A 26,300-nucleotide genomic window follows, 5' to 3' on the forward strand; every position below is an offset into this window, starting at 1 on the left:
CCGTCCTTACTCGCCCGCTGCGGCGGGTGCGTGGTTCCACAGGTGGTGCAGTGCGTAGGAGCGCCAGGGCCGCCAGTCGGCGGCGGCCTCGGGGCCGGTGCCGAGCGCGGCGAGGCCGTGCCGGGCCCCGGCGTCGCCGGGGAGGAAGACGTCGGGGTCGCCCAGGGCCCGCATCCGGATGTAGCCGGCGGTCCAGGGGCCGACGCCGCGCAGGTCGAGCAGCCGTCGTTCGGTGTCGTCGCGGTCGACGCCCGAGTCGAGCCGGACCGTGCCGTCGGCGAGGGCGGCCGCGACCGTGCGCAGGGCGTCCTTGCGGGCCTCCGGCATGCCGATGCCGTCGGATCCGGCCGCGCCGTCCGAGCCGTCGAGCCGGGCCCCGGCGAGGACGGCGGGCTCCGGGAAGACGTGGGTGAGCGCGCCGTCGGGGGTCGGCAGCGGCGTCCCGTACGCGGCCACGAGCCGCGCCGCGAGGTGCGCGGCCGCCGCCACGGACACCTGCTGGCCGAGCACGGCCCGAACGGCGAGTTCGTCCGCGTCCGCCGCCCCGGGCGACCGGAGGCCGGGCCGGGCGGCGACCAGCGGCCGCAGCAGGGGGTCGGCGCCGAGCCGTTCGGCGACGGCGTCCGGGTCCGCGTCCAGGTCGAAGAGGCGGCGCATCCGCTGGACGGCGTTCGACAGGTCGCGCAGGTCGGTGAGGTGCAGCCGGCAGGCGAGCCAGGTGCCCCGGCCGCCCGTGCGGCCGGTCCCCGCGGGCGGCTCCTGGACCTCCACGACGCCGGTGCCGTAGGGCAGCCGGAGGGTCCGCCGGTAGACCCGGGCGCCCACGGCACCCGTCATCTCCTCGATCCCGGTGATCACCCGGCGCTCCAGGAAGTCGAAGACCTCCCGTGCCGCGTAGGGCCCGCGGTGCGCCAGCCGCAGCGGGATGCCCGTCGGCGCGGCCCCGCGGGGCCGCTTCCCCGCGCCCGTCCCGGCCTGGGCCCGGAGCGCGGATGGGGTCTGGGCGTAGATCTCCCGGATCGTGTCGTTGAACTGCCGCACACTCGCGAAGCCCGCCGCGAACGCGGTCTCCGTGACCGGCAGGTCCGTCGTCTGCAACAGCACCCGCGCGGTGTGCGCACGCTGCGCCCTGGCGAGCGCCACGGGCCCCGCGCCCAGTTCCTCCGTCAGCTGCCGGTGCACCTGGCGCTCGCTGTACCCGAGACGCGCCGCGAGCCCCGCCACGCCCTCCCGGTCCACCACGCCGTCCCCGATCAGCCGCATCGCACGGCCCACCAGGTCGGCCCGGACATTCCACTCCGCCGACCCCGGCGCCGCGTCCGGACGACATCTGCGGCAGGCCCGGAACCCGGCCCCCTGGGCCGCGGCCGCGGACGGGTAGAAACGGACATTGACGCGCTTGGGGGTCACCGCGGGGCAGCTGGGGCGGCAGTAGATCCCGGTCGTGGAGACGGCAAAGAAGAACTCACCGTCGAACCGGGCGTCGCGGCTGCTCACGGCCTGGTATCGGAGGTCGTCGGGGTGGTGTGCGGTGGTTGTCACGTGTTCCAGTCTGCGACACGTGGGGAAGGTGGTCTGGCGGAAATCGGACGCGGGCTTGCGGGGCGCTCCCGGGAGCGGAACGGCCGGACGGGCGCCGACGCCGGCCCCGCGGGGCGGGGCACGGGCTGCCGGGACGGTGCCGTGAGGGCCCTCGGACGGCCCCGGAAGAACCGGCCCCGGGAAGGGCCGCCCCAGGGGAAAGCCGCCCCCTGGGGGCAGGCCCGCCCCCACTCCGCCTAGCGCAAGCGCCCCCGCTTGCGTTCCGCCATGTGCGCCCCCTCCGCCGCCCGGAGTTTCCACTCGCGGCGCATCTCCGCCCGCATGCGGGCGTCCGTGCGGGCGGCGATGCGCTGGTTCTCGCGGAGGAGCTTGCGGTAGCTGTCGAGGCGGCGGGGGCTGAGGGTGCCCTCGTGGAGGGCGTGGGTGACGGCGCAGCCGGGCTCGGTGTTGTGGGCGCAGTCCTGGAAGCGGCAGTTCTCGGCGAGCGCCTCGATCTCGGAGAAGGTCCGGGAGACGCCGCTCTCGGCGTCCCAGAGGCCGACGCCGCGCAGGCCCGGTGTGTCGATGAGGACGCCGCCGCCGGGGAGGGGCAGCAGGTTGCGCGTGGTGGTGGTGTGGCGGCCCTTGCCGTCCCGGTCGCGGATGGCCCGCACGTCCTGGACGTCGGCACCGACGAGGGCGTTGGCGAGGGTGGACTTGCCGGCGCCGGACGGCCCGAGGAGGACGGACGTGCCTCCGGCGAGCACGGCGGAGAGGACGTCGGTGCCCTCGCCGGTGGCCGCGCTGACCGCGAACACCTGGACGCCCGGCGCGGCCGCCTCGGTGTCGGCGAGGAGGTGGCCGAGGGCCGCCGCGCTCGGTACGAGGTCCGCCTTGGTGAGGACCACGACGGGCTCGGCGCCGGACTCCCAGGCGAGCGCCAGGAAGCGTTCGACCCGGCCCAGGTCGAGGTCGGCGGAGAGCGGGACGGCGATGAGGGCCCGGTCCACGTTGGCGGCCAGGATCTGGCCCTCGGACCGCTGGGAGGAGGTGGACCGCACGAAGGCCGTGCGGCGCGGGAGGAGGCCCCGGACGTAGCCGGTCGTCAGGTCGACGGCCGCCCAGTCGCCGGTGCACATGATGTGCAGCGGGTCGCCGGTGGTGACGAGCGAGGTGTCGGCCTGGACGGTGCGGACACCGTCTCCACCGTCGGCGGTGACGACGAGGTCGCAGCGCCCCCGGTCGACGCGGACGATCCGGCCGGGGACGGAGCCCCCGGCGGCGTACGGGGTGAAGGCGTCAGCGAATTCCTCGTCCCACCCGTAGGGGGCGAGGGGGTGATACGCGAACAGCTCGGACAACGCGGTGTTCCTTCGGAAGGAGGGAGGTGAGAGTGGTCGATCGCCGGGTACGGGCCGTCGTGGCCGCCGTGGTGACAGTCATCCCGGGCTCACCTCCTGATTCCGCGTGCGGCCGAGCGCCGCTGTTCGGAGCGACTCTAAGGGCGTCGGAGCCGCGCATGCGAGCGATTTTTTCGCCGCCGGGCGGAGCCCGTCCCACCCCTCCCCGCTACTGCCTCCGGTGCTTCGCGTGCTTCGGCTGGTGCTCCCCCTTGCTCCCCTTCTTCTCCGCCTTGACGTTCTGGAGCCGTGCCCGCACGTTCTCCGGCGGCAGGAACTGCGCCCACCGCTCCGGGAACTCCGAGGGCGGCAGCCGGTCCCGCCCCGCCGCCCCGTCGTCGACGTACTCCTCGGGGTCGTCCTCGTACTCGTGGATCATCGCCAGCGCCGCCCGCTCGGCCGCCGCCTCCGCCGCGGCCGCCGCGCGCCGGCGGTCCGCCTCGGCCCGGGCCGCGGCGGTGGTGACCGAGGGCCAGACCCGGTCTATGGCCGCGTTGACCGCCGCGCCCACGAGCACCGCGAAGGCCGACACCCCGGTCCACAGCAGCACCGCGATGGGCGCGGCGAGCGAGCCGTAGATCGTCAGGCCTTCCACCGTGTGGGTGAGGTAGATCCGCAGCAGGAAGCTGCCGACCACCCACATCGTCAGGGCCACCAGCGCACCGGGAATGTCCTCCTGCCACGGTGAACGCACGGGCACCGACACGTGGTAGAGCGTGGTCAGGAAGGCCACGGAGAGCAGGATGACGACGGGCCAGTAGAGCACCCGTACGACGTCCGCGCTCCAGGGGACGATGTTCACGACCGTCTCCGGCCCGATCACCATCAAGGGCAGCACCACCGCCCCGATGAGCAGGGCGACGAGGTAGAGCAGGAAGGCCAGCAGCCTGGTGCGGACGATGCCGCGCCTGCCCTCCAGGCCGTACATGATGGTGATGGTGTCGACGAAGACGTTGACCGCCCGGGACCCCGACCACAGGGCGATGGCAAAGCCGACCGAGACGATCTCGGGGCGCCGGGCACCGCTCTGCACGTCCCGCAGCAGCGGGACGGTGATCTGGTTGACGCCCCGGTCGGACAGCACCGCCGAGGACGCGTTGACGATGTTGTTCTGGAGGCTCTCGATGGTGTGGGTGCCGGTCCAGTCGTCCAGGTACCCGAGCAGGCTCATAAAGCCGAGGAGGAGGGGCGGCAACGAGAGCAGGGTGAAGAACGCCGCCTCGGCCGCGAGCCCCGTGACGCGGTACTCCATGCAGGAATTGATCGTGTCCTTGAGGAGCAGCCACGCCATCCTGCGTTTCGAAACATTTCGGTACAGGGCCCGAGCTCGGTGGAGCCGGCCCTTCCGCTGCCCCGGTGGTTCATTTGTTGCTGCCTGCACGCCCTAACCGTATCCGTCCCCGGCCGGTCCGCTCATCCGCCGGACAGGCCCGCCCGGGGCTCTGGAGGGGCTCGCGGGAGCCATGGTTGGGTGAGGCCATGGACAACAGAACGATCTCCGTGACCACCTGGTCGCTGCATATGACCTCTCCGGACGACCTGGTCCCCGCCGCGGATCCCGGCCCGGGACCGGATGTCCGGTTCATCCGGTCGGAGCTTCCCTCACCCGAGTTCAGCCGGTTCTTCTACACGGCCGTGGGCGGCGACTGCTCCTGGACCGACCGGCTGGTCTGGTCGTACGCGCAGTGGCAGGAGTACCTGGACCGGCCGGGAGTGGAGACATGGGTGGCGTACGAGCGGGGGACCCCGGCCGGTTACGTGGAGCTGGTCCCCGGGGCGGACGGCTCGGTGGAGATCGCCTACTTCGGACTTCTCCCCCGCTCCCGGGGGCGGGGCATAGGCGGGCACCTGCTGACCCACGCGGTGCGGCGGGCCTGGGACCTGGCCGAACGGTGGCCCGAGCTGCCGCCCACCAAGCGGGTCTGGCTGCACACCTGCACCAAGGACGGGGAGCACGCCATGGCCAACTACGCGGGGCGCGGCTTCACCGTCTTCGAGACGAAGACGGAGGACGAGCCGGACGTCCCCACACCCGGCCCCTGGCCCGGCGCCCATGGAGCCGTCGCCTCCGCCTGACACCGCGATACGCGCCGTGACACCCCGTTCCACTCCTTGGAACGGGATGTCTCACATTGTGGCGAACAGTGGACTGGCCGGAGACCCCCGTGCCACGCTTCCCTCATGTCACGAGCTGGAGTTGCCTTGGTGAGTCGGCGTCATGTCGACCTCGGCCGCGTGTCCAGCGCCATCTGTCCAGCGGGCTGACAGTCTCAGCACCACCGCTTCCCACCGTCGTCCCCAAAGGCGCGGACCGGCGGGCCCCACACTTCCTGAATCCCCCCGACGCGGGCCGTTCGCTGTACCCTCCCCACCCTGTCACTCGGCATACCCGCAGGTCACCGGCGCGAGCACGCCGGTGGAGCCGGGATGCGCGCTGCCCGGGTACGCAGCGGCCGCACAACGCTCGGGCCTCCAGAAGGACAGATCGCCATGGCTGCCACCGCGCATCCCCCCGCAGCCGCCGAACCGGCGGCGCCCCGCCGCAGGAACGGCCGCCACCGCGGCGAGGGCCAGTGGGCCGTCGGCCACTTCACCCCGCTCAACGGCAACGAGCAGGTGAAGAAGGACGACGACGGTCTCAATGTGCGGACACGCATTGAGACGATCTACGCGAAGGCCGGCTTCGCCTCCATCGACCCCGCCGACCTGCGGGGCCGGATGCGCTGGTGGGGGCTGTACACCCAGCGCCGGCCCGGCATCGACGGCGGGAAGACCGCTGTCCTGGCGCCGGAGGAGCTGGACGACGAGTTCTTCATGCTGCGGGTGCGCATCGACGGCGGCCGGCTGACCACCGATCAGCTGCGCGTCATCGGGGAGGTCTCCCAGGAGTTCGCCCGCGGCACCGCGGACATCACGGACCGCCAGAACATCCAGTACCACTGGATCCGTATCGAGGACGTCCCCGAGATCTGGCGGCGGCTGGAGGCCGTGGGCCTGTCCACCACCGAGGCGTGCGGTGACACGCCCCGGGTCATCCTGGGCTCGCCCGTCGCCGGCATCGCCGAGGACGAGATCGTCGACGGCACCCCGGCCATCGAGGAGATCCACCGCCGCTTCATCGGCAACAAGGACTTCTCCAACCTGCCCCGCAAGTTCAAGTCGGCGGTCTCCGGCTCCCCGCTGCTGGATGTCGTCCACGAGATCAACGACGTGGCGTTCGTCGGCGTCCGCCACCCCGAGCACGGGCCGGGCTTCGACCTGTGGGTCGGCGGCGGCCTGTCCACCAACCCGCGGATCGGCGTCCGCCTCGGCGCCTGGGTGCCGCTGGAGGACGTACCGGACGTCTTCGGCGGGGTCATCGGCATCTTCCGCGACTACGGCTACCGGCGGCTGCGCAACCGCGCCCGGCTGAAGTACCTCCTCGCCGACTGGGGGCCGGAACGGTTCCGCGAGGTGCTGGAGAAGGAGTACCTGGGCCGCGCCCTGCTCGACGGACCCGCCCCCGAGCAGCCGGTGGAGCGCTGGCGCGACCACATCGGCGTCCACCGCCAGCGCGACGGCCGGTACTACGTGGGGTTCGCGCCGCGCGTGGGCCGGGTGGACGGCAGCACCCTGACGAAGATCGCGGAGCTGGCCGAGGCCCATGGCTCGGGCCGGCTGCGCACCACCGCCGAGCAGAAGATGATCGTGCTCGACGTGCCGGAGGACCGGGTCGCGTCACTGACCGCGGGGTTGGAGGCGCTGGACCTCCGGGTGGACCCGTCCCCCTTCCGGCGCGGCACGATGGCCTGCACCGGCATCGAGTTCTGCAAGCTGGCGATCGTCGAGACCAAGGCGCGCGGCGCGTCCCTCATCGACGAACTGGAGCGCCGGCTCCCGGACTTCGACGAACCCCTCACCGTCAACCTCAACGGCTGCCCCAACGCCTGCGCCCGCATCCAGGTGGCGGACATCGGTCTCAAGGGGCAGCTCGTCCTCGACGGGCGGGGCCGCCAGGTCGAGGGGTACCAGGTGCACCTCGGCGGGGCGCTCGGTCTGGAGGCGGGCTTCGGCCGCAAGGTGCGCGGCCTCAAGGTGACCGCGGACGAACTCCCCGACTACATCGAGCGGGTGCTCCGGCGGTACCTCGCCGGGCGCGCGGACGGGGAGCGCTTCGCGGCCTGGGCGGCCCGGGCGGGCGAGGAGGAGCTGTCGTGAGCGAGCGCGCCGCCCCCTTCCACTGCCCGTACTGCGGCGACGAGGACCTGCGCCCGCACGAGGGGGGCCACGGCGCCTGGGAGTGCGCCGCCTGCAACCGCGCGTTCCGCCTGACCTTCCTCGGACTGCTGTCCCGGGGCATCGCCGGAGGACCGGATGACGACCGACCTTGAACAGCTCGCCCTGCGGGCGGGCCGGGAGCTGGAGGACGCCCCCGCGCCGGAGATCCTGCGCTGGGCCGCCGACACCTTCGGCGACCGCTTCTGTGTCACCTCGTCCATGGAGGACGCCGTCGTCGCCCACCTCGCCTCCCGGGCCCGGCCCGGCGTGGACGTCGTCTTCCTGGACACCGGCTACCACTTCCCGGAGACGATCGGCACCCGGGACGCCGTCGGGGCGGTCATGGACGTCCGGCTGATCACGCTCACCCCGCGGCAGTCCGTCGCCGAGCAGGACGCCGCGTACGGCCCCGCGCTGCACGACCGCGACCCCGACCTGTGCTGCGCCCTGCGCAAGGTCCGTCCGCTGGAGGAAGGGCTCTCCCCGTACGACGCGTGGGCGACCGGGCTGCGCCGCGACGAGTCCCCGACCCGGGCCGGCACGCCCGTCGTCGGCTGGGACGCCCGGCGCGGCAAGGTCAAGATCGCGCCGATCGCCCGCTGGACGCGGGACGACGTGGACGCCTACGTCGCCGAGCACGGCGTGCTCACCAACCCGCTGCTGACGGACGGGTACGCGTCCGTCGGCTGCGCGCCCTGCACGCGCCGGGTGCGGGAGGGCGAGGACGCCCGGGCGGGCCGCTGGGCCGGCCGGGCCAAGACCGAGTGCGGACTGCACGGATGACCGGGCCGAACCCCAGGGGGAACCGGATGACGGGTGCCACGGTGTGGCTCACCGGCCTGCCGAGCGCGGGCAAGACGACGATCGCCCGCGCGCTGGCCGGACGGCTGCGCGCCGAGGGCCGCCCGGTGGAGGTGCTGGACGGGGACGAGATCCGCGAATTCCTCTCCGCCGGGCTGGGCTTCTCCCGCGCGGACCGGGACACCAACGTGCGGCGCGTCGGCTTCGTCGCCCAGCTGCTCGCCGCCCACGGCGTGACGGTGCTCGTGCCCGTCATCGCGCCCTACGCGGACTCCCGCGAGGCGGTGCGCAAACGCCACCAGGCGCTGGACACCGGCTATCTGGAGGTCCATGTGGCGACGCCGGTCGAGGTGTGCTCGGCCCGTGACGTCAAGGGCCTGTACGCCCGGCAGGCGGCGGGCGAGATATCCGGGCTGACCGGCGTGGACGACCCCTACGAGGCGCCGGAGGATCCCGACCTGCGCGTCGAGGCCCACGGGCGGCCGGTGGAGGAGTCGGCGGACGCGGTCCACGCGCTGCTGGCGGAAAGGGGAGTGCTGTGATCCACACAGGCGCTCACGACAGCCCGTACGCCCTGTCGCACCTCGACGCGCTGGAGTCGGAGGCGGTGCACGTCTTCCGTGAGGTGGCGGGCGAGTTCGAGCGCCCGGTGCTGCTGTTCTCCGGCGGCAAGGACTCCGTCGTCATGCTGCACACGGCGCTGAAGGCGTTCGCCCCGGCGCCGCTGCCGTTCGCGCTCCTGCACGTGGACACCGGGCACAACTTCCCGGAGGTGCTGGCCTACCGCGACCGCGTCGTCGCCCGGCACGGGCTGCGGCTGCACGTCGCGTCCGTCCAGGACTTCCTCGACGACGGGCGGCTGCGCGAGCGCCCGGACGGCACCCGCAACCCGTTGCAGACGGTGCCGCTGCTGGACGCGATCGAGTCGCACCGCTTCGACGCGGTCTTCGGCGGCGGCCGGCGGGACGAGGAGAAGGCCCGGGCGAAGGAGCGGGTGTTCTCGCTGCGCGACGAGTTCGGCGGCTGGGACCCGCGCCGCCAGCGGCCGGAGCTGTGGCAGCTGTACAACGGCCGCCACTCCCCCGGCGAGCACGTGCGCGTCTTCCCGCTGTCCAACTGGACCGAGCTGGACGTCTGGCAGTACATCGAGCGGGAGGCGATCGACCTCCCCTCCATCTACTACGCCCACGAGCGCGAGGTGTTCGCACGGTCCGGCATGTGGCTGACCCCCGGCGCGTGGGGCGGCCCCCGGGACGGGGAGCGGCTGGAGAGACGCGTGGTGCGCTACCGCACGGTCGGTGACATGTCCTGCACCGGTGCCGTCGAGTCGGACGCCGCCACGGTGGACCGCGTCATCGAGGAGATCGCCGCCTCCCGGCTCACCGAGCGGGGCGCGACGCGGGCCGACGACAGGCTGTCGGAGGCCGCGATGGAGGACCGCAAGCGCGAGGGGTACTTCTGATCATGAGCATCGCCACGGAACCCGCCGCCGCGACCTCGCTGCTGCGCTTCGCCACCGCCGGTTCGGTCGACGACGGCAAGTCCACCCTGGTCGGGCGGCTGCTGCACGACTCCAAGTCGGTCCTGGCCGACCAGCTGGAGGCGGTCGAGCACGCCTCGCGCGACCGCGGGCACGACGCGCCCGACCTGGCCCTGCTGACCGACGGGCTGCGGGCCGAGCGCGAGCAGGGCATCACCATCGACGTCGCCTACCGCTACTTCGCCACCGCCCGCCGCCGGTTCGTCCTCGCGGACACCCCCGGTCACGTCCAGTACACCCGCAACATGGTCACCGGCGCGTCCACCGCCGAGCTGGCCCTGGTACTGGTGGACGCCCGCCACGGCGTCGTCGGACAGACCCGCCGGCACGCGGCCGTGGCCGCCCTGCTGCGCGTCCCCCATGTGGTGCTCGCGGTGAACAAGATGGACCTGGTGGACTGGTCCGAGGCCGTCTTCGCCCGGATCGCCGAGGAGTTCACGGCGTACGCGGGCTCGCTCGGCGTCCCCGAGGTGACCGCGATCCCGGTCTCGGCGCTCGCGGGCGACAATGTGGTGACGCCCTCCGCGCACATGGACTGGTACGGCGGCCCGACCGTGCTGGAGCACCTGGAGACCGTCCCCGTGGTCACCGACCCCACCGGCGACCCGGCCCGGTTCCCCGTCCAGTACGTGATCCGGCCGCGGACGGCGGATCACCCCGACTACCGCGGCTACGCCGGGCAGATCGCCTCCGGCGTGCTGCGCGTCGGCGAGCGGGTGACCGTCCTGCCCTCCGGCCGGACGAGCACGGTCGCCGCGATCGACGCGCTCGGCGCACCGGTCGACGTGGCGTGGGCGCCGCAGTCGGTGACCGTACGGCTCGCGGACGACCTGGACGTCGCGCGCGGCGACCTGATCGCCCCGGCGTCCGGCGCTCCGGCGCCGGTACGGGACGTCGAGGCGACCGTCTGCCACGTGGCCGACCGGCCGCTGCGGGTGGGCGACCGCGTGCTGCTGAAGCACACGACGCGGACGGTGAAGGCCGTGGTCAAGGCGCTGCCGTCGCGGCTCGACCCGGCGGACCTGGCGCAGCGCCCGTCCCCCGGCGAGCTGGCCGCCAACGACATCGGGCGCGTGGTGCTGCGCACGGCGGAGCCGCTCGCGCTGGACGACTACGCCGTCTCCCGCCGCACCGGGGCGTTCCTGCTGATCGACCCGGCCGACGGGACGACGCTGACCGCCGGGATGGCGGGGCCGGCGTTCGCGGCGGCCGGCGCGGGCGGCGGGGACTCCCGAAGCAGCGACGAGGGCTGGGAGTTCTAGACATGACGAGGACGGGGGGCGGCGGTACGGCGGGTGCCGGACCGGCCGGTACAGCGCGGGCCAGGACGTCCGGTGCCGGCCGTCCGGTGTTCAGGAACGTCTTCGCGACCTTCGGCAAGGAGGGCGGCCGCGTCGGCAGCGGGGACCTCGGCAGCGGGCAGGGCGGCGTCGGGCGATGTGCGGGCTGACCGGCGCCCCGCACGCCTCCCGCGCCCCGCGCACGGCATGTCTCCCCCGTGCGACTCCCCCGTCGGCGCCCCGCCGCCCCGCCGTCCCCCGCCGAGAGGAACCCCCCACATGTCCGCCACCGCCCGCCGCGCGCTCGCGGCCCTGGCCGCCGTCCCCTTGCTGGCCCTGACCTCCTGCGGCTACGGCTCCGAGAAGGACTCCGACAAGCCGGCCGGCCGGGCCGCCGCCGACGCGCCCGCGCTGTCGGCCGGCTCCGTCACCATCGGCTACTTCCCCAACATCACCCACGCCACCCCCCTGGTCGGCGAGCAGGAGGGCATCCTCCAGAAGGAACTGGGCGGCACCCGGCTGAAGTCGACCACGTTCAACGCGGGCCCGTCCGAGATCGAGGCGCTGAACGCCGGCTCGATCGACATCGGCTGGATCGGCCCGTCCCCGGCCGTCAACGGCTACGTCAAGTCCAAGGGCAAGAGCCTGCGGATCATCTCGGGTTCGGCCTCCGGCGGCGTCAAGCTCGTCGTCGACCCGAAGAAGATCCGCTCGCTCGACGACGTCAAGGGCAAGCGGATCGCCACCCCGCAGAAGGGCAACACCCAGGACGTCGCGTTCCTCAACTGGGTCGCGGGCAAGGGCTGGAAGGTCGACCCGCAGAGCGGCAAGGGCGACGTGTCCGTCGTGCGGACGGACAACAAGGTCACCCCCGACGCCTTCAAGTCCGGCTCCGTGGACGGCGCGTGGGTTCCGGAGCCGACGGCGTCCAAGCTGGTGTCCGAGGGCGGCAAGGTGCTGCTGGACGAGTCGTCGCTCTGGCCGGGCGGCAAGTTCGTCATCACCAACGTCATCGTGTCGCAGAAGTTCCTCGACCGGCACCCGGACGTCGTCGAGGCCGTGCTGCGCGGCTCGGTGCGTACCAACGCCTGGATCGCCGCGAACCCGGACAAGGCGAAGGCGTCCGCCAACGCGGCGCTGAAGAAGCTCTCCGGCAAGGCGCTGCCGGACGGGATCCTCGACCCGGCGTGGAAGTCCATCCGGATCACCGACGACCCGCTGGCCTCCACCCTGCGGGCCGAGGCCGACCACGCGGTCGCCGCCCGGCTGCTGGACGAGCCGGACCTGTCCGGCATCTACGACCTGACCCCGCTCAACAAGGTGCTCAAGGCCGAGGGCAGGCCGCCGGTCGACGCGGCACGGCTCGGCAGGCAGTAGGCGGCACGACACGTCCCCGCACCACCGAACCACCAGGAGGTCCGGATGGCCCCGACCACGACCACGGACAGGACCGGCCCCGTCACCGTCACGGACGACGCGCCGCCGGCCGTCCGGATCGACCGCGTCCACAAGAGCTTCGGCCGCGCCGGCGACGGCCGGCCGGTCCTGGAGGACATCACCCTCGACGTCCGCCCCGGGGAGTTCGTCTGCCTCCTGGGGGCCTCCGGCTGCGGGAAGTCCACGCTGCTCAACCTGGTCGCCGGGCTGGACCGGCCGACGGCGGGCACCATCGACGTGCCCGGCGGCCGGCCGGCGCTGATGTTCCAGGAGCACGCCCTCTTTCCCTGGCTGACGGCGGGCCGCAACATCGAGCTCGCCCTGCGGCTGCGCGGTGTGCCCCGGGCCGCCCGGCGGACGGAGGCCGAGCGGCTGCTCGAACTCGTCCGGCTGGGCGGCGCGTACGGCAAGCGGGTGCACGAGCTGTCGGGCGGCATGCGGCAGCGTGTCGCCCTCGCCCGCGCCCTCGCCCAGGACAGCCGGCTGCTGCTGATGGACGAGCCGTTCGCCGCGCTCGACGCCATCACCCGGGACGTGCTGCACCACGAACTGACGCGCATCTGGTCGGAGAACGGGCTGTCGGTGCTGTTCGTCACGCACAACGTCCGCGAGGCGGTGCGCCTGGGCCAGCGCGTGGTGCTGCTGTCCTCCCGGCCCGGCCGGGTGGCTCGCGAGTGGACGGTCGGCATCCCGCAGCCGCGCCGCATCGAGGACGCGGACGTCGCGGACCTGTCCGTGGAGATAACCGAGGAACTGCGTGGGGAGATCCGCCGCCATGGCAAGCACTGAGACCGCCGCGTCCGACCTCGCGGGGCTCGAGGCCGGGCTCGACGCCCTGGACGCCGTCCGGGTCGAACGCCCGCCGCTGCGGCGGGTGCTGCTGCACAAGGTGCTGCCGCCGGTGACGGCCGTGGTCCTGGTCCTCGCCGTCTGGAAGCTCTTGGTCGTCGCCGGGGTCACCGACGACTACAAGCTCCCCGACCCGTCCGCCGTCTGGCACAGCCTGCGCGAACTGTGGCTGAACGGGACGCTGTTCGACATCATCTGGACCAGCGTCTCGCGCGGTCTGCTCGGCTTCCTGGCCGCGCTCGCCCTCGGGACGCCGCTGGGCCTGCTGGTGGCCCGGGTGCCGGTCGTCCGGGCGGCGCTGGGTCCCCTCCTCTCCGGCCTCCAGTCGCTGCCGTCCGTCGCCTGGGTGCCGGCGGCCGTCATCTGGCTGGGCATCACCGACGCGGCGATGTACGCGGTGATCCTGCTGGGCGCGGTCCCGTCGATCGCCAACGGGCTGGTGTCCGGCATCGACCAGGTGCCCCCGCTGTACCTGCGGGCCGGCCGCACCCTGGGCGCCACCGGCGCCCGCGGCGCCCGGCACGTGCTGCTGCCCGCGGCGCTGCCGGGTTACATCGCGGGCCTCAAGCAGGGCTGGGCGTTCTCCTGGCGCTCGCTGATGGCGGCCGAACTCATCGCGTCCTCACCGGACCTGGGGCTGGGGCTGGGGCAGTACCTGGAGAACGCCCGGACCGACTCCGACATGCCGGGGGTGCTGCTCGGGATCCTGCTGATCCTCTTCGTCGGCATCGCGATCGACCTGGCCGTCTTCAGCCCCCTCGAACGCCGCGTGCTGCGGACGCGCGGGCTGACGGCCAAGTGACGGGGGTCCCGTGGCACTGATCCTCGTCGCCCACGGCAGCCGCGACCCGCGGCACGCGGCGACCGTGGCCGCGCTGCGCGCCCGGGTCGCGGCCCGCAGCCCCGGCCTGCGGGTCGAGGCCGGGTTCCTGGATTTCCGTTCCCCCGACGTGCCGACGGTGCTGGCCGGGCTGGCGGCGGACGGGGTACGGGAGGCGGTGGCCGTACCGCTGCTGCTGACGCACGCCTTCCACGCCGGTACGGACATCCCGGAGGTGCTGGAGGCCGCCACGCCCAGCGATATGACGGTGCGTCAGGCTCCGGTGCTGGGCCCCTCCCCCCTGCTGGTCGCGGCGCTCGAACGGCGGTTGCGCGAGGCCGGGGTCCCCTCCGGCGCCCGGCGCTCCACGGGCGTCGTCCTGGCCGCGGCGGGCTCCTCCGACCCGGGGGCGGCCGCCGTGGTCGCGGGCATCGCGCGCGCCTGGCAGGCCACCGGCTGGCGCGCCGTGCGCCCCGCGTACGCCTCGGCCGCCGCGCCCCGCACCGAGGACGCGGTGCGCGCGCTCCGGGCCGAGGGGTGCGAGCGGGTCGCGGTGGCCCGTTACGTCCTGGCGCCCGGCCGGCTCCCGGACCGGATGACCGCGGGGGCCCGGGAGGCGGGGGCCGACGTGGTGACGGAGCCGCTGGGGGCGGCGCCGGAGGTGGTGTCGTTGCTGGTGCGGCGCTACCGGGAAGGGGTGGCGGCCGCGGGGGAGGCGGCGGCCGCGGCGTAGCGGAACTCCGGCCTCCGTCCTACGGCCCGGGCCCCGGCTCCCCGGGCCGGGGCCTCGTGGGTCACTTGCCCGTCAGACCGACTCGGCGGCCGTGCCGATGCCCAGGGCCAGCAGGACGCCGCCCGTGGTGCGCTCCATGGTGCGGTGGACACGGGGCCGGCGCAGCCAGGTCATGAAACGGGTGGCACCGAGGGTCACGAGCAGCAGCCAGGCGCCCGCGACCACCGCGTCGATCGCGCCGAAGAGCAGGGTCATCGCGAGGGGGGACGCGCCGTCCGGCAGGAACTGCGGTGCGACGGCGACGAAGAAGACGCCGACCTTCGGGTTGAGCAGGCAGCTCAGCACGCCCTGCCGGAAGGCCGCGCCCGCGCCGAGCGCCCCGGACGCGCCCTCGGCCTCCGGAGCCGGTTCCGGCTCCCGCGACAGGGCCACGGCCCGGCGCTGGGCCCAGAGCGCCTGGGCGCCCAGGAACACCAGGTAGGCGGCGCCGGCCAGTTTGACGACCGTGAACGCCGTGTCCCACTGCTGGAGCGCGGCGGCCAGCCCGAACGCGGCGGCCACGCCCCAGCCGAGCGAACCGACCGCCGCACCGAGGGCGGTGGCGGCACCCGCCCGACGGCCGCCGCGCAGGCAGTTGCGGAGGACGAGTACCAGGTCGGGCCCCGGGGTGACCGTCACCAGGAGGGAGAAGAGGGCGAAGCCGAGTATCGCGGTCGTCATACGGCGCTCCAGTTCACACGTCGGTGATCGGAGCCTAATGCGGTCCCTCGGAGCCCGGAAATGTATTAATGGCGGCCCGGGTGGCCGCCGTGCCCCGTGGGGGTGAGGCACGGCGGCCGAGGGGACCGTACCAGGCGGTCGGTACCCCGTGCTTCCGGTTGCCGGGACTCCGGAGGTTCCCCTGACCGGTTCCGTCCGGGGCGCCGCCGGGAGGGCGGCCGCCCCGCGCTCGGCGATCCGTGCGGCGGGACGGGCGTTCGACGGCTGGTGCGCGGAACGGACGGTTGCCGGTGACGGCCTCTCCGGTGGCAGACGGCAGAATGCGCGGGGAGCCCCTTGTCGAGACGGAGGGGCAGGACGAGAGCGAAGGTACGGACGTGGCTGACGTGACGGAGCCGGCATTCACGGAGCAGCGGGCGCGCGCCCTCCTGGCGCGGGCGGGGATGACGGAGCCCGCGGCCCGGGAGGCGACGCTGCTCGCGCTCGGCGAGAACGCGGTCTTCGCCACCGGCGGGCTGGTGGCCAAGGTGGGCCGGCACCCGTCCCTGGCCGACCGCGCGCACCGCGAACTCCGCGTGGCGACCTGGCTGGCGGAGAGCGGCGTACCGGCCGTCCGCCCGGCCGAGGCGGAGGTCGTGCCGGCCGACGGGCACCCCGTGACCCTCTGGCACCGGCTCCCGGAACCGTCCCGTCCCGCGGCCCCCGAGGACCTCGCCGGTCTGCTCCGGCTCGTCCACGCCCTGCCCGCACCCGACTTCGGCCTGCCGAAGCGGGAGCTGCTGGACGGGGTCGAACGCTGGCTGCGGCTGGCCGGTGACGCGATCGACCCCTCGGACGCCGAGTACCTGCGCGAGCGGCGCGACGGCTTCGCCGCGGCCGCCGCCGCGCTCGTCCCGCACCTTCCGCCGGGCCCGGTACACGGCGACGCCCTCACCCGCAACGTCCACGTCGGCCCCGACGGCCCGGTCCTCGTCGACCTCGAAACCTTCGCCTCGGACCTGCGCGAGCACGACCTGGTCGTGATGGCCCTCGCCCGGGACCGCTACGGCCTCGACTCCGGTGCCTACGAGGCGTTCGTCCGCACCTACGGCTGGGACGTCCGCGAGTGGGCCGGCTGCGCGGTGCTGCGCGGGGCGCGGGAGACGGCGAGCTGCGCCTGGGTCGCCCAGCACGCGCCGGGGAATCCCGCTGCCCTGGCGGAGTTCCGGCGCCGGGTGGCGTCCCTGCGCGACGGTGACCCGGCGGTGCGGTGGCGGGCGTTTTGAGCGCGCCCCGATGCCTCCCTTTCACCGTTTCTTGCAGGGGCTGCGCCCCCGCACCCCCTTGAGCGCGCCTGCGGCGCGCGTCCTCAACCGCGCGAAGCGCGGTTTCAGGGGGTCCGGGGTCCTCCCCGGGAAATGGTGAAAGGGCGGGTCTGGGGCTACCGCAGCGGCCACCTCCCATCCACCACCGCCCCCACATCCCCCCGCCGCCGCAGCCACGCCTGATATCCGGCGGCCCACTCCCCGTACCAGCGAACCTGATCCCGGTGCAGCTCCCCCAGATCGGCCTCCGCTATCCGGGCATGGCGCCCGGCTATCGCCCGGGCGACCCGCACAGCGGCAAGAGCATCGGCACCCGCCTCATGAGCGGCGTCGAGCGGAACGCCGTACTCCTGGCAGACCGCGCCCAGAGTGCGGCGGCCCTTCCGGTAGCGGTCGACGGCGCGGTCGATGGTGAGGGGGTCGATGACGGGCCCGGGGCCGTCCGCCGGGAGCGGCGGCAGGTCGTGGCGGCGCAACTCGGCGGCCAGGAGGCTGAGGTCGAAGGCGGCGTTGTAGGCGACGACGGGAGTGCCCACGGACCAGTGGGCGGTCAGGATCCGGGCTATCTCGGCGACCACTTCACGGGCGGGCCGGCCCTCCGCCGCCGCCCGTTCGTCGGTGATGCCGTGGATGGCCGAGGCCTCGGCCGGGATGGGGACGCCCGGGTCGGCCAGCCAGTTGCGCCGGCTGACGGGCTCGCCGTCCTTGGTCTCGACGACGGCCGCCGTGACGATCCGCGCCTCGGCCGGATCCGTGCCCGTGGTCTCCAGGTCGAATCCGATCAGCAGCTCCCCGTGCCAGCCCATGACAAGTCCCCCTTCGCGGTGCTCTCCCCGTTGGACCACCAGACTCGCACGGGGCACTGACAACGGGGTGACGCGATGTCATACGGGCCATCGGCACCACAGGTTTCAGGAAACCTGCCGCGAGTCCCCCCAGACCCCTTCGAACTCCTCGCGGTAGGTGTCGAACAGCCCGTGCTCGTCCGGCGCCTGGACCCGGACCCGCTCCCGCGAGGCGCCGCGCAGGACGAGCACCGGAGCCTCCATGCCGCGGGCCTTGCGCAGGTAGGGCTGGACGACGGCGAGCCCGTCGGGGCCGTCGCCGTTGACGAGGTAGGCGGTGAAGCGCGGTGTCTCGTCGAAGACGCGGATCTCGAACGCGGCGGGGTCGGACAGCCGGTCCCGCACCCGCCGCATGTGCATGATGTTCATCTCCACGGACCGGCTCATCTCGCCCTTCTTCAGGCCGAGCTCGCGCTCGCGGCGGCGGACCGCGCTGCTCGCCGGGTTGAGGAAGAGCAGCCGCGCCCGGCAGCCGGTCTCGGCGAGCCGGACCAGCCGCCGTCCCGAGTAGTTCTGGACGAGGAGGTTGAGCCCGATGCCCACCGCGTCGAGGCGGCGGGCGCTGCCGAAGAGGTCCTCCACGGGCAGCTGCCGCTGGAGGCGCACCCGGTCGGGGTGGACGCCGACGACGTCCGCGTAGCGGTCGCCGACCAGGTCCTCGACCGCGTCGACGGGCAGCCGGTCGACGGAGTGCCCGTCGGGCCCGGTGCCGAGGATGTCGAGGAGCCGGGCGGACGCCCGCTCGGCCTGGTCGAGGACGGCCCGCGAGAGCGCCCGGTTGCGGGAGACGACGTTCCGGGTGACCTCCAGCTCGTCGAGGGCGAGTTCGAGCTCGCGCCGGTCGTCGAGGTAGGGCTCGAAGCAGGGCCAGTGCTGGACGAGGAGTTCGCGCAGCTGGGGCAGGGTGAGGAAGCTGAGGACGTTGTCGTCGGCCGGGTCCAGGAGGTAGCCCTTGCGGCGGCTGACCTCGCGGACGGCGACGGCCCGCTGCACCCACTCCTGTCCGGCGGGGCCGGCCGCGGCGACGACCCACTCGTCCTCGCCGTGCACCGGCTGGTACACCGGCCGCAGCACGGCGGCGACCACGGCGCGCAGCCGCTGCTCCACCAGATTCAGCCAGATGTAGGCCCGGCCGGCCCGGCGGGCGCGGGTGCGCACCTCGCTCCACGCCGCGGTGTCCCAGTCCAGTTCCGCCCCGATCTCACCGGGGCGGACCAGCGAGACCGCGCCGAGGGGTGTGCCACCGGGCGCTTCCTCCCCCGCGTCCCCGTCCGCAGGGGGCAGCTCCAGCCCGCCCGAGCTCACCAGCCCACCGCCTTCCGCCCCCGTTCAATGATCAAGGCAGACTACTGCGCCCGCGGGAGGCGGCGCACACGCGCCGGTCACGCGCCCGCCGAACTCGCCCGGGGCGCGTGGTGGTTGTCGACGGCGGTTGCGGACGGAGTGAGCTGATTCATAGCGATATCCGGTGCCGAGCAGGGAGAACGGGGGAAAGAGAGGGGAAAAACATGCGGGTGTCGGGCGGCGTCGGGGGAAGAGCCGGGGAAATCTGCCTGTCACCCGGGTGGACGTGCCCCGCGGAGAGGTGGGGGCGTCGCTTTTGGGGAAGATCTGTACCTCGACGGTCCAGGGCAACGGTGCCCGGGAGAGCCCGGAGAAGCGAAAGAGTCGAGCCTATGCAGGTCTGGCCGGGACAGGCGTATCCCCTCGGTGCCACCTATGACGGTGCGGGCACCAATTTCGCGGTCTTCTCCGAGGCGGCGGAGCGGATCGAGTTGTGCCTGCTGCACGACGACGGTTCGGAGACGGCCGTCGAGCTGCGGGAGAGCGACGCGTTCGTCCGCCATGCGTATCTGCCGGGGGTGATGCCGGGGCAGCGGTACGGCTTCCGGGCCCACGGCCCGTACGCGCCGGAGCGGGGGCAGCGGTGCAACTCCGCCAAGCTGCTGCTGGACCCGTACGCACGAGCGGTGAGCGGCGCGGTGAACTGGTGCGAGGCGGTCTACGGCTATCACTTCGCCGACCGGGACGCGCGCAATGACCTGGACTCCGCTCCGCACATGATGACGTCCGTCGTCGTCAATCCGTACTTCGACTGGGGGGACGACCGGCCGCCGCGCACCGAGTACCACCGCACGGTCATCTACGAGGCGCACGTCAAGGGTCTGACGATGCTCCACCCGGAGCTGCCGGAGGAGATCCGGGGCAGCTACGCGGCGCTGGCGCACCCGGCGATCGTCGACCATCTGAAGGGGCTGGGGGTCACGGCGATCGAACTGATGCCGGTGCACCAGTTCGTCAACGACCACCGCCTGGTCGACCTCGGCCTGAACAATTACTGGGGCTACAACACCATCGGTTTCTTCGCGCCGCACAACGCCTACGCGTCGTGGGGGGACCGCGGGCAGCAGGTGCTGGAGTTCAAGTCGGCGGTCCGGGCCCTGCACGCGGCGGGCATCGAGGTCATCCTGGACGTCGTCTACAACCACACGGCCGAGGGGAATCACCTGGGCCCGACGCTCTCCTTCCGGGGGCTGGACAACGCCTCGTACTACCGGCTGGCGGACGACCCGCGCTTCTACACGGACACCACCGGCACCGGGAACTCCCTGCTGATGCGCAGTCCCCATGTGCTCCAGCTCATCATGGACTCGCTGCGGTACTGGGTCACCGAGATGCGGGTGGACGGGTTCCGGTTCGACCTCGCGGCGACGCTCGCCCGGCAGTTCCACGAGGTGGACCGGCTGTCGTCCTTCTTCGACCTGGTGCAGCAGGACCCGGTCGTCAGCCAGGTGAAGCTGATCGCGGAGCCGTGGGACGTCGGGGAGGGCGGGTACCAGGTCGGCAACTTCCCTCCGCTGTGGACCGAGTGGAACGGTAAGTTCCGTGACACCTGCCGGGATCTGTGGCGCGGCGAGCCGGCCACCCTGGCCGATTTCGGCTCCCGGCTGACCGGCTCCTCCGACCTCTACCAGGACGACGGCCGGCGCCCGCTCGCCTCCGTCAACTTCGTGACCTGTCACGACGGCTTCACCCTGCACGACCTGGTCTCCTACAACGAGAAGCACAACGAGGCCAACGGCGAGGACAACCGGGACGGCGAGAGCCACAACCGGTCGTGGAACTGCGGGGCCGAGGGCGAGACCGAGGATCCGGCGGTCCTCGCGCTGCGCGAGCGCCAGATGCGGAACTTCATCGCCACCCTGCTGCTCTCCCAGGGCGTCCCCATGATCAGCCACGGCGACGAGTTCGCCCGCACCCAGCGCGGCAACAACAACGCCTACTGTCAGGACAGCGAGCTCTCCTGGGTGCGCTGGCCCGGGCCCGACGGCGAGGCGGCGGCCCGCGCGCGGCGCATGCTGGCCTTCACCCGGGCGATGGTCTGGCTCCGCCGCGACCACCCGGTCTTCCGCCGCCGCCGCTTCTTCCACGGCCGCCCGGAGCAGGGCACGCACGACGAACTCTCCGACATCGCCTGGTTCACCCCGGAGGGGGAGGAGATGCGGGACACCGACTGGCAGGCGGCGTACGCCAAGTCCCTGACGGTCTTCCTCAACGGCGGAGCCATCTCCGAACCCGGCCCGCGCGGCGAGCGGGTGGCCGACGATTCGTTCCTGCTGCTGTTCAACGCCCACCACGGCCCGCTCGACTTCGTGATCCCCCCGGACCACGGCCGGCTCTGGCAGGTCGTGGTGGACACGGCGCTCCCGGACGGCGTGACGGACGACGGACCGAAGCTCGGGGCGGGCGACCGGCTCACCCTGACCGACCGCAGCCTCGCCGTGCTGCAACGCCCCCTCTAGTGCTGCGGCATGACCGCCCCGGCTGGGTACGCATGTTCCCATGAAGCACGACAGCCGGGTCCCGCCGACGGCGACCTACCGTCTCCAGCTCCAGCCCGCCCTCCCCTTCGCCGCGGCCGAGCGCGCCGTGCCCGCCCTCGCCTCCCTCGGCGTCTCCCACCTTCACCTCTCCCCCGTCCTGGAGGCCGTCCCGGGCTCCGCCCACGGGTACGACGTGACGGACCACACCACCGTCCGGGCCGAGCTCGGCGGCGAGGAGGGCCTGCGCGCGCTCTCCCGCACCGCCCGCGCCCACGGACTCGGCCTGATCCTCGACATCGTGCCCAACCACATGGCCGTCCCCGCGCCCGAACACCTCAACGGGCCGCTGTGGGAAGTGCTCCGCGACGGTCCGGCCTCCCGCTACGCCCGCTGGTTCGACATCGACTGGGCGGAGCACGGCGGAAAAGTCCTGCTGCCACTGCTGGGCGGCCGCCTCGGTGACGAACTCGACCGCTTCACCGTCGACGACGGCACCCTGCGCTACCACGACCACGTCCTCCCGCTGCGCCCCGGCACCGAACGGCTGCCGCTGCCCGAGCTGCTGGACGCCCAGTGGTACCGGCCCGCCTGGTGGCGGCTGGCCCGCACCGAGCTGAACCACCGCCGGTTCTTCACCGTCTCCGAACTGATCGCGGTCCGCGTCGAGGACCCGGAGGTCTTCGCCGCCACCCACGCCAAGGTGCTCCAGCTCCTGCGCGAGGGAGTGGCCGACGGGCTGCGCGTCGACCACCCGGACGGGCTCGCGGACCCCGCCGGCTATCTGCGGCGGCTGCACGAGGCCACCGACGGGCGCTGGACGGTCGTCGAGAAGATCCTCGCCCCCGGCGAGACGCTGCCCGCCGACTGGCCCGTCGCCGGCACCACCGGTTACGACACCCTGCGCCACCTCGACGGCCTGTTCACCGACCCGGCCGGCGCGGCCGAACTCACCGCCGCCTACCGGGCGTTCGCCGCGCCACCGCCCGACCGCGGCGGCGACTGGCAGGCGACGGCCCGCCGGGCCGCCCGGCGCATGGTCTCCCACGAGCTGGTGACGGAGGTCGAACGCCTCGTGCGGGTGGCCGGCCGGATCTGCGACGCCTCCCTGCGGCTGCGCGACCACGCCCCCTGGGCGCTGCGCACCGCCCTGTGCGAGATCCTCGTCCGGCTGCCCGTCTACCGTCCGTACGCCCGCCCCGGCGAGCCCGTGACGCCGACGGACGCCGCGCTGCTGGACGAGGCCGCGCGGGAGGCCCGGACGGCCTTCGCCGTGCCGGAGGAGGCCGCGGCGGTCGACGCCGTACGGGACGCGGCCCTCGGCCGCCTCGGGGACGGTCCTGACCACCGGGACTTCTGCGCCCGCTTCGCCCAGACCGCCGCCGCCCTGCACGCCAAGTCGGTCGAGGACACCGCGTTCTACCGCTACGCGCCCCTGCTGTCGGCGACGGAGGTCGGCGGCTCCCCCGGCCGGCCCGCCGTCGACCCGGCGGAGTTCCACGCCTTCTGCGCCCGGGTCCAGCGCGACCGGCCCGCCACGGGCACCGTCCTCTCCACCCACGACACCAAGCGCAGCGCCGACGCCCGGGCGCGGATCGCGGTGCTCAGCGAGTACCCGGACGTCTGGCCGGACCTCCTGGCCCGGGTGACGGAGCAGGCGCCCCCGCCCGAGCCGCACGTGGCCTGGACGGCCTGGCAGAGCGCCTTCGGCCTGGGCGAACCCGACGCCCTGCGGCTCGTCCCCGCGGTCCTCAAGGGCGTCCGCGAGGCGGCGCTGCGCACGACGTGGACCGAGCCCGACACGGCCTACGAGCAGGCGGTGGAGCACTTCGTCGTCGCCGGGCCGTGCGGGCCCGCCCACCGGGAACTGACGTCCTTCGAGGAGACAGCCGGGCCGTCCATCCGTGCCAACACCCTGGGCGCCGCCCTGCTCCACCTGACCGTGCCGGGCGTGCCCGACGTCTACATGGGCACCGAGCGCGTCGTCCGCTCCCTCGTCGACCCCGACAACCGGCGCCCGCCGGACTTCCCCGGCGAGGAGCCCACGGGCCTCGACGCCGAAAAACTGCACCTCACCCGCACCGCCCTGCGCCTCCGCCGCGCCCACCCCCCGTGGTTCGGCCCCGGCGCCGCCTACACCCCCCTGACCGCGACCGGCCCCGCCGCGGACCACTGCGTGGCCTTCGCCCGCTCCGGCGAGGCGGTCACCGTGGTCACCCGCCTGGCCCGCGCCCTGGACGCCGCGGGCGGCTGGCGTGACACGGCCCTGACCCTCCCGGGGGGCACGGACGGGGGCGGCCGGTGGCGCGAGTTGCTGACGGGACGGGTGTGTGACGGGCAGGTGCTGGTGGGGCGGTTGCTGCACCGGTATCCGGTGGCGTTGCTGACCCGGGAGTGAACGGGGGTGAAGCGGAGGTCACCGGCCTGTCCGGCGAACGTCCTGCTCCACCGGACTCTCCTGCGACAGACCGGTCGGTCATCCGGTCTGTGGCGCGAACGTCCCCTCCCGGCACATCTCCACGAACCGCACGGCCGCGCCCGTCAGTTCGACGCGCGAGAACGCCGTGTGCTCCCGCCGCCACGCGGGATCCACGGGGACGGTGACCGCTCCGACCGTCGCCCGGGCCACGTCCGCCGAGCAGGCGAGAATGCCGACGCCGGCCACCGCCATCCGCACGGCGGTCGACGCGTGCTGGACCTCCATGGCGGTCAACGGCCGGAATCCGTGCGGGTCGCAGACCCAGTCGAGCCACCGGCGGCCGTCGATCACCGGTTCCAGGACGCAGCGCACCCAGCCGTGGCCGGCCAGTTCGGGGAGGGTGACGGGAGTGGTGCGGCCGGCCAGGGGGTCGTCGTGGGGGACGACGAGGAGGATCTCCTCCTCGCCCAGGGAGACCACCGGCCCCTGCCAGCCCTCGGGCCGGGGGCCGACCGCGATGTCGGCCACCCCGCGGTCCATGTGGTCGCGCAGCTCGTCCGTGGTCAGGTACTCGTGCAGATGGAGCCGGACGCCGGGGAACTCCCGCCGCCAGCGGGCCAGGACCGGCGGCAGGGCGCCGATCGCGAGGGCGTGCAGCGTCGCGACGTGCAGCTCGCCGCCCTCGGCCCCGGCGGCGGCCTTGGCCGCCCGGCGGGCGAGCCCGGCGCTGCGCACGGCGAGTTCGGCGTGCGGCAGGAAGGCCCGGCCCATGGGCGTGAGGTTCACCCCGCGCGGCAGCCGTTCCAGGAGGGAACCGCCGACCTCGCGTTCGAGCGCCTTGATCTGGTGCGACAGCGCGGACTGTGTGACGTTGAGCGCATCGGCGGCACGGGTGAAGGACCCCTCCTCGGCCACCGCCACCAGGTACTCCATCTGCCGCAGGCTCACGGCTCCCCCTCCCGGCGGCCGGCGGGGCCGCCATGAACGATCCTCATCGGACCGATCGAAACATTGCGTTGGACTCATATTCGCTGCTGGGCGGAGGGTTGAACCATGCATGAGACAGACGTCATCGTCATCGGCGGCGGCACCGGCGGCTACAGCACCGCGCTGCGCGCCGCGCACCTGGGCCTCGACGTGGTACTCGCGGAGCGCGACCTGGTGGGCGGCACCTGCCTGCACCGGGGCTGTATACCGAGCAAGGCCATGCTGCACGCGGCGGAGCTGGTGGACGGGATCGCGGAGGCGCGCGAGCGCTGGGGTGTGCGGGCGACACTGGAGTCCGTCGACTGGTCCGCGCTGACCGCCACCCGCGACGACATCGTCGGCCGCAACCACCGCGGGGTGGAGGGCCACCTGTCGCAGGCGGGCATCCGCGTGGTGCGCGGGTCCGTCTCGCTCACCTCCGCGCGCACCGTCCGGGTGGACTCCGGCGAGGAGGCGGGTACGGAGTGGCGGGCGCGACGCGGTGTCGTGCTGGCCACCGGCTCGCGGCCGCGCACCCTGCCCGGCCTGGAGCCGGACGGCAACCACGTCGTCACCAGCGACGACGCCCTGTTCGCGCCCGGCCTGCCCGCCTCCGTCCTGGTCCTGGGCGGCGGCGCCATCGGCGTCGAGTACGCCTCGCTGCACCGGTCCATGGGCGCCCGCGTCACGCTGGTGGAGGCCGCCGACCGGCTGCTGCCGCTGGAGGACGCCGATGTGAGCCGCCACCTCACCCGCGGCCTCAAGAAGCGCGGCATCGACGTACAGACCGGCGCCCGCCTTGAGGACGCGCGCCCCTTCGAGGGCGGCGTCCGCGCGACCGTCCGCACCGCCCGGGGCGAGATCCGCGAACTGACCGTCCACCGGCTGCTGATGGCCGTCGGCCGGGTTCCGGTCACCGACGGGCTGGGGCTGGACGCGGCCGGGCTGGCGACCGACGCCCGCGGCTTCGTCGCCCCGGCCGACTGGGCACGCCTGGAGACCCCCGTACCCGGCATCCACGTCGTGGGCGACCTCCTCCCTCCCCCCTCCCTCGGCCTCGCCCACGCCTCCTTCGCCGAGGGCCTCGTCGTCGCCGAGACCCTCGCCGGGCACTCCCCCCGCCCCGTCGACTACACCGCCGTACCCCGCGTCACCTACTCCAGCCCCCAGACCGCCTCCGTAGGCCTCTCCCAGGAACAGGCCCTCGCCGCCGGCCACGACGTGACCGTCAACTCCATGCCCCTCACCGGCATCGCCAAGGGCATGGTCCACGGCCAGGGCGGCACCGTGAAGGTGGTCGCCGAGAAGGGCGGCCGGATTCTTGGCGTGCATCTCGTCGGCCCGCACGTCTCGGAGATGATCGCGGAGAGTCAGCTGATCGTGGGCTGGGACGCGGAGGCGGGGGATGTGGCGCAGCACGTCCATCCTCATCCGACGCTGTCGGAGGCGGTGGGGGAGGTCATGCTCTCGCTTGCGGGGCGGGGGCTGCATCAGGTCTGAGGGGGGCGCCTGCGGCGGGCGGTTGCCCCGGTCCCGCCCTTTCACCGTTTCTGCAGGGGCTGCGCCCCCGCACCCCCAGAAGCGCGC

At 73.7% G+C, this 26,300-nt stretch carries 24 protein-coding genes; 17 read left to right on the plus strand and 7 right to left on the minus strand.

Translation table 11 applies throughout. The features are described from left to right. Positions 1 to 6: 6 nt before the first annotated feature. The 3 genes from HN013_RS02155 to HN013_RS02165 form a co-directional block, all read right to left on the minus strand. Positions 7 to 1,542 carry an AlkA N-terminal domain-containing protein gene (locus HN013_RS02155; RefSeq protein ID WP_171162316.1) on the minus strand — a complete coding sequence of 512 codons (1,536 nt, stop codon included), beginning with the start codon at positions 1,540 to 1,542 and terminating at the stop codon, positions 7 to 9. A 236-nt stretch (positions 1,543 to 1,778) separates the two neighbouring features. Next, positions 1,779 to 2,882: a ribosome small subunit-dependent GTPase A gene (gene rsgA / locus HN013_RS02160; RefSeq protein ID WP_171162318.1), complete on the minus strand. Its 1,104-nt coding sequence runs from the start codon at positions 2,880 to 2,882 to the stop codon at positions 1,779 to 1,781. 208 nt (positions 2,883 to 3,090) lie between these two features. Beyond that, positions 3,091 to 4,212 carry a YihY/virulence factor BrkB family protein gene (locus HN013_RS02165; RefSeq protein WP_171162320.1) on the minus strand — a complete coding sequence of 374 codons (1,122 nt, stop codon included), beginning with the start codon at positions 4,210 to 4,212 and terminating at the stop codon, positions 3,091 to 3,093. 188 nt (positions 4,213 to 4,400) lie between these two features. On the opposite strand from HN013_RS02165, the gene HN013_RS02170 reads away from it, so the two are divergent. From HN013_RS02170 to HN013_RS02225, 13 genes are all read left to right on the plus strand, one after another. Next, the gene (locus tag HN013_RS02170) at positions 4,401 to 4,997 is read left to right on the plus strand and encodes a GNAT family N-acetyltransferase (protein WP_171162322.1); all 597 of its coding nucleotides are present in this window, start codon (positions 4,401 to 4,403) and stop codon (positions 4,995 to 4,997) included. 105 nt (positions 4,998 to 5,102) lie between these two features. Beyond that, entirely contained in the window at positions 5,103 to 5,186 is an 84-nt protein-coding gene (locus HN013_RS34070) for a putative leader peptide (protein WP_351506350.1), read from the plus strand. A gap of 225 nt (positions 5,187 to 5,411) precedes the next feature. Next, on the plus strand, positions 5,412 to 7,118 hold the full coding sequence (locus HN013_RS02175; protein WP_171162324.1) for a nitrite/sulfite reductase: 1,707 nt from the start codon (positions 5,412 to 5,414) through the stop codon (positions 7,116 to 7,118). Further along, the gene (locus tag HN013_RS02180) at positions 7,115 to 7,291 is read left to right on the plus strand and encodes a hypothetical protein (protein ID WP_171162326.1); all 177 of its coding nucleotides are present in this window, start codon (positions 7,115 to 7,117) and stop codon (positions 7,289 to 7,291) included. Before HN013_RS02175 ends, HN013_RS02180 begins: the two co-directional genes overlap by 4 nt. Beyond that, the gene (locus HN013_RS02185) at positions 7,275 to 7,961 is read left to right on the plus strand and encodes a phosphoadenylyl-sulfate reductase (RefSeq protein WP_171162328.1); all 687 of its coding nucleotides are present in this window, start codon (positions 7,275 to 7,277) and stop codon (positions 7,959 to 7,961) included. Before HN013_RS02180 ends, HN013_RS02185 begins: the two co-directional genes overlap by 17 nt. 26 nt (positions 7,962 to 7,987) lie before the next feature. After that, positions 7,988 to 8,521, plus strand: coding sequence for an adenylyl-sulfate kinase (gene cysC, locus HN013_RS02190; protein WP_171162330.1), 534 nt, complete (start codon positions 7,988 to 7,990; stop codon positions 8,519 to 8,521). Then, positions 8,518 to 9,441: a sulfate adenylyltransferase subunit CysD gene (gene cysD / locus HN013_RS02195; protein WP_171162332.1), complete on the plus strand. Its 924-nt coding sequence runs from the start codon at positions 8,518 to 8,520 to the stop codon at positions 9,439 to 9,441. The genes cysC and cysD overlap by 4 nt, the downstream gene beginning before the upstream one ends. Positions 9,442 to 9,443: 2 nt before the next feature. Continuing rightward, entirely contained in the window at positions 9,444 to 10,781 is a 1,338-nt protein-coding gene (locus HN013_RS02200) for a sulfate adenylyltransferase subunit 1 (RefSeq protein ID WP_171162334.1), read from the plus strand. Positions 10,782 to 10,783: 2 nt separating this feature from the next. After that, positions 10,784 to 10,969, plus strand: coding sequence for a hypothetical protein (locus tag HN013_RS02205; RefSeq protein ID WP_171162335.1), 186 nt, complete (start codon positions 10,784 to 10,786; stop codon positions 10,967 to 10,969). A gap of 109 nt (positions 10,970 to 11,078) precedes the next feature. Continuing rightward, positions 11,079 to 12,176, plus strand: coding sequence for an aliphatic sulfonate ABC transporter substrate-binding protein (locus HN013_RS02210; RefSeq protein ID WP_171162337.1), 1,098 nt, complete (start codon positions 11,079 to 11,081; stop codon positions 12,174 to 12,176). Positions 12,177 to 12,221: 45 nt separating this feature from the next. Next, entirely contained in the window at positions 12,222 to 13,025 is an 804-nt protein-coding gene (locus HN013_RS02215) for an ABC transporter ATP-binding protein (protein WP_171162339.1), read from the plus strand. Further along, positions 13,012 to 13,887, plus strand: coding sequence for an ABC transporter permease (locus HN013_RS02220; RefSeq protein ID WP_171162341.1), 876 nt, complete (start codon positions 13,012 to 13,014; stop codon positions 13,885 to 13,887). Before HN013_RS02215 ends, HN013_RS02220 begins: the two co-directional genes overlap by 14 nt. Before the next feature lie 10 nt (positions 13,888 to 13,897). After that, positions 13,898 to 14,638, plus strand: a complete 741-nt coding sequence (locus tag HN013_RS02225; protein WP_171162343.1) for a sirohydrochlorin chelatase — start codon at positions 13,898 to 13,900, stop codon at positions 14,636 to 14,638. Between the two features lie 72 nt (positions 14,639 to 14,710). On the opposite strand, the gene HN013_RS02230 is transcribed toward HN013_RS02225, so the two are convergent. Next, complete coding sequence (locus tag HN013_RS02230) at positions 14,711 to 15,358, minus strand: LysE family translocator (protein ID WP_171162344.1); 648 nt, start codon at positions 15,356 to 15,358, stop codon at positions 14,711 to 14,713. Positions 15,359 to 15,801: 443 nt separating this feature from the next. Here HN013_RS02230 and HN013_RS02235 point away from each other — a divergent pair, with 443 nt between their 5' ends. After that, on the plus strand, positions 15,802 to 16,623 hold the full coding sequence (locus HN013_RS02235; protein WP_249374687.1) for a phosphotransferase enzyme family protein: 822 nt from the start codon (positions 15,802 to 15,804) through the stop codon (positions 16,621 to 16,623). A gap of 155 nt (positions 16,624 to 16,778) precedes the next feature. Here HN013_RS02235 and HN013_RS02240 read toward each other — a convergent pair whose 3' ends face one another. Beyond that, positions 16,779 to 17,468, minus strand: coding sequence for a 3'-5' exonuclease (locus tag HN013_RS02240; protein ID WP_171162346.1), 690 nt, complete (start codon positions 17,466 to 17,468; stop codon positions 16,779 to 16,781). Between the two features lie 105 nt (positions 17,469 to 17,573). Beyond that, positions 17,574 to 18,812, minus strand: a complete 1,239-nt coding sequence (locus tag HN013_RS02245; RefSeq protein WP_171162348.1) for an SAV2148 family HEPN domain-containing protein — start codon at positions 18,810 to 18,812, stop codon at positions 17,574 to 17,576. A 371-nt stretch (positions 18,813 to 19,183) separates the two neighbouring features. Here HN013_RS02245 and glgX point away from each other — a divergent pair, with 371 nt between their 5' ends. Continuing rightward, positions 19,184 to 21,310 (plus strand): glycogen debranching protein GlgX, encoded by a 2,127-nt coding sequence (gene glgX, locus HN013_RS02250; protein ID WP_171162350.1) that lies wholly within the window; start codon positions 19,184 to 19,186, stop codon positions 21,308 to 21,310. 40 nt (positions 21,311 to 21,350) lie between these two features. Further along, on the plus strand, positions 21,351 to 23,726 hold the full coding sequence (gene treY, locus HN013_RS02255) for a malto-oligosyltrehalose synthase (RefSeq protein ID WP_171162352.1): 2,376 nt from the start codon (positions 21,351 to 21,353) through the stop codon (positions 23,724 to 23,726). A 78-nt stretch (positions 23,727 to 23,804) separates the two neighbouring features. Here the strand turns inward: treY and HN013_RS02260 are convergent, their stop codons facing one another. Continuing rightward, on the minus strand, positions 23,805 to 24,695 hold the full coding sequence (locus HN013_RS02260; protein ID WP_312018472.1) for a LysR family transcriptional regulator: 891 nt from the start codon (positions 24,693 to 24,695) through the stop codon (positions 23,805 to 23,807). A gap of 105 nt (positions 24,696 to 24,800) precedes the next feature. On the opposite strand from HN013_RS02260, the gene lpdA reads away from it, so the two are divergent. Then, positions 24,801 to 26,213: a dihydrolipoyl dehydrogenase gene (lpdA, locus tag HN013_RS02265; RefSeq protein ID WP_171162354.1), complete on the plus strand. Its 1,413-nt coding sequence runs from the start codon at positions 24,801 to 24,803 to the stop codon at positions 26,211 to 26,213. The last annotated feature ends 87 nt before the right edge of the window (positions 26,214 to 26,300 follow it).

Source organism: Streptomyces sp. I05A-00742, assembly GCF_013055795.1.
Classification (GTDB): Bacteria; Actinomycetota; Actinomycetes; order Streptomycetales; family Streptomycetaceae; genus Streptomyces.